The organism is Crocosphaera sp. Alani8 (genome assembly GCF_038442745.1).
GTDB lineage: Bacteria > Cyanobacteriota > Cyanobacteriia > Cyanobacteriales > Microcystaceae > Crocosphaera.
This window is the reverse complement of record NZ_JARVCN010000274.1, coordinates 1-4,247: the sequence shown is the minus strand read 5'-3', so window position 1 is coordinate 4,247 and position 4,247 is coordinate 1. Positions and strand designations below refer to the sequence as shown.

At 40.6% G+C, this 4,247-nt stretch carries 1 protein-coding gene; it reads left to right on the top strand.

What is annotated here, in order from left to right; translation table 11 throughout:
* On the top strand, window positions 1-3,802 hold a 3,802-nt coding region (locus tag P9B04_RS15475; RefSeq protein ID WP_342055886.1), incomplete at its 5' end, for a plasmid replication protein, CyRepA1 family.
* Window positions 3,803-4,247: the final 445 nt, after the last annotated feature.

Below are 4,247 nucleotides of genomic sequence, written 5' to 3'. Positions count from 1 at the left end.
TAGTCCAAGGGATTACCCCCCCTATGGGAAAAGCTTTCTCGGAAATCACCTTAATGTCCTGCTACCTATCCCAGAAAGAGATAAAGTTATCAGGGAAATCTTAGACCAACTAACCCTATCGGATGCCCACAGGGAGGTTCTAAGGGGAAGAGGAATAAGCGATCGCTCCATAGATCAATCGAACTACCGCAGTGTCAAACAATGGCAAAAACTAACCTCAACTGTCACTAACGAACTGTCAGGAGTGAAATATGACGGTTTAAGCTTAATTAACCATACAGACGGAATCTTAATCCCAATTCCTAACGAAAACGGATTATATACTCATCTCAGGGTCAATGACCTCACCCCAGGAACCGAAAACAAATACTACCCCCTGAGTAGTTCTAAACGTGGGGTGAAGTATCATCTCCCATCAGGGGAGCAACCCATCGCGGTGTATATGCCCCAGGAAGCCCCTGAAAAGAAAATAATAGGGTTCACTGAGGGACTGGAATATAAACCCCTTCTAGCCTCATCTAACGTGGGGATTCCAATTATTGGTGCTAGTGGTGGTAACTTTGGCAGTAGCACTGAGGCAATCGCGTCTGCGATCGCGTCCATCAAACAACGCTATGAATGGGAAAAACCCAAGTTCATCCTTTATGCCGACGCTGGTAGCGTCATTAATCCCAATGTAGTCATCCAATATGAAAAGTTAGGGAAAATTATCCCCAACTTAAAAGTAGTTGATTGGGGACAACTCAATGACAAAGAAAACGGTTTAGACATTGACGAATTAAACCCACAAACAATTGAGAAAGTTAAACTAGCTAAATCCTTTAGGTTTAATCTTCAAGGAGAAGGAAATGTTAAACTAATTACCATTAAGCAGTTCCTTAAAAGGGCTAAACTCCATCATAAGAAAAGGTTAGATCCTCGCATTAAAAGAATTCAAGAGGACTTAAGAAGATTAACCTATAAACCTGACATAGAACTCACTGAAGAGGATCTAGTTGATGGGAAATATTTACCCAGTGAGTTACTAATAGAACTCATGCCCAAACAGGGAATAATCAACTTAAAAAGTGCCAAAGGAAGTGGTAAAAGTCACCTTAATGAAGAACTGATAAAATACTTAAGAAAAGACGGATTCCAAATAATCTCCATTGTGGCTAGAATCGTCTTAGGAAGAGGACAGGCACAAGCTTGGGGCATTGAATGGCAAATAGACACTGATGATCCATTATGTAGACAAGTCAATCGATTAACCATCTATGAAAACCAAGCAACATTAGGATTGTGCTTTGATTCCATTTGGAAGTTGTATAATAGAAACTTAGAGAAAACAGCAGTTTTCTTAGATGAATCAGAACTAGGATTAACTCACTTACTAGCATCATCAACTTGTAAAGAAAAACGTCCATTGTTACTAAAATCATTCCAAAAGATTATCCATGAAGTGTTAGCTCTTAAAGGATTAGTGTTATTATCGGATGCTGACTTGACCGATGTAAGTGTAGATTATATTAGATCATTAGCTCCACCAACCACTCCTACATTTACCATAGTTAATCCTGAGAAGACTATAAGCTACAAAGCTTATATAATAAGTGAAAAGAAATGGGTTAAACAAGAAATACTTAATGCCATTGAAGCAGGAGAAAAAATCATTATAGCTACTGATTCCCAAGCAGAAGCAGAGAAAATGGAAAGGGAATTGAATAAACAATTCCCTGACAAAATAATCAATAGGATAGACAGTAAGACGGTAGAAGACCAATGGGGGAAAGATTATGTTGAAAGGGTAAATGAATCTATTAAAAAAGAAAAACCCGACATCCTAATTCATACTCCATCAATGAGTACAGGAACAAGCATTGATGGAAAGATTAATGGTACAATAGATGAAGAAGTCAAAAACTGGTTTGATAAAGTATTTGGGATATTTGTCGGGGTGCTAACCCCATCTCAATGCCGTCAATCATTGATGAGATACAGAGCAACCGTACCCAGATACATTTACATTAGAACCGCAGGAATGATAAGAGGGAATAGAAGTTTTGACCCCGTTGAGATTAATAAATCTCTCCATGAATACCATAAAGAAGGGTTAAGTTTATTAGATGTTCAACAATTAGTCAAACTGGATGATCCAGTAGAATATATTGAAAAATTACTGGAAATGGTAGACTGCGAAAAAAGGCAATGGTCTAATGTTCATATTACGGCTTATTGTAACTACAAAGCTCGTGACAATTTTGGATTAGCCAACCTCAGAGAAATATTCATCCAAGAACTAATGGAAGAAGGGCATGAAGTAATAAAAATTAACACAAAAGGATGTGAAGTTTTATTAACGACCCAGGGATTTATAGATGGGGAAAAGGAACAAGGGGAGGCAATTTATAGGGAAACATCGAGTGCGATCGCAACATCGAATGACATCTCTTTAGAGCAAGCCCAAGCCATAATGAGAAAAGCAACTGCTACCCAAGCAGAAAGGCATGAGGCAACCAAGGCATTTATCACTGAAGAAATACCAGGGATTGAGTTAACCACTGACTTTATTAATGAATATATTGTCAAAGACAGACGGCGCGCGTTAAATGCTATTAAACTATGCTGGAAACTATTAAATCCCGAAGCAGCCAAATATTATGACGAGAAAGAATACAGCCACCAGTTCAGGCAATTTGCCATTCATGAGATAGTGTACCTCCCTGATATTAGAGCCTACTACCCCCTAGTCAAAGAATTATTAGACCTGGGAATGTTAGAAGTTATAGCCAACCCAGATAAGGAATATACTCAAGGTGATCTCTGGTTAGAAGAGTTTAAGCAAAAGTGCTTATGGAGACGACATCGGTTAAATCGGTTGTTCAATATTATAGTGACCAAAAATACTCAGTCCGTTCACTTACTCAGTCGGTTCTTAGAAAAAATTGGATTAGGGTTAACCTGTGACCAAAAACGAGTGGAGGGGGAACGGGTAAGAACCTACAAACTCAACCCCAAAAAACTGAATTCAACTGACCGAAAAGCCATCTTAAACGCCTTCGATCTTAAGTGGAGTCAAACCAAGACTAGGTATGGTCTAGAGGGTGTCACAGAACTTGAGCGAAAACCGTATACAATTAACCAACAGGAGACTTCTGTGACAGCAGAAAATGATCTCATAACCATAGACGTGGATGGGGTAGAAAATGGTATGGGAACAAGCAATATGGTGGCAGAGGTAATGGTTAAAAACGAAGGGTCAAATGAGAGGGTTCAAACCGAGACTGGGTATGGTCTAGAAGGTGTCACAGAACTTGCCCGAACATCGTATACAGATAACCAGACAGAAGGTTCTGTGACAGTCGAAAATGATCTTATAACCATAGATGTGGTTGAGGTAGAAAATGGTACGCTCTCAACCAATGTGGTGCCAGAGGGCATGGTTAAAAACGAAGGGTCAAATGAGGGGGTTCAAACCGAGACTGGGCATGGTCTAGAGGGTGTCACAGAACTTGAGCGAAACTCGTATACAATTAACCATCAGGAGACTTCTGTGACAGAGGCATTAAAACTAGAAAACGATAAACCATTTTGGTGCCCTAAACATAGCGATCGTTACGCACCAGAAATAGAAGTGGCTGCGATGACAGGTTATGCTAGTGTGTTAGCTTCTTCTAGCTTCTGGGAGCTTCAGGAGGCGAAAGAGCAAATAGTTCAGTTAAGCCAGAATTTAGGTTGGGGTGTCCACGAGCTTCTGAACTGGATATTTGAGAGGATGCCGGATGACGCGATGGATCATGTTGATGGATTAATGGCAATTTAGGGAAGAGCTACGGATCGTCAAACAACGAGTGTACACTCGTTTTCAGAGGATTTCGGAGTGAGGGGTTCGGAGTTTAACAACGACTCAAACGTAGTATCCTTGTGACTCGCTGTTTGTAGTATAAAGGGGAAAGCTATCCAATCACCCTAATCCGAAAGAATAATCGTCCTTGGTTTGGGCTACTGTAGAAGGAAGGACCTCCGGTTGGATAATAGATTTAAAAAGGGCTGAAAAAGGCTGATGACAAGGATGACAAGAGAAATCCCCCTGGAGTAACGTTCCTGCGCCAAATCGGGGAATCTAGCTCTAGAGAGGGATTGTACTGGGATGTGCAGGGCCTTCACAAAGGTAGGTGAGGAGTGAGGAGTTCCCAGAATCATAACCCTTTAATTGCTGGCGTGGGGACACGAATACCTGAAAGCCTTACCAGATGACGAAAAGAGCC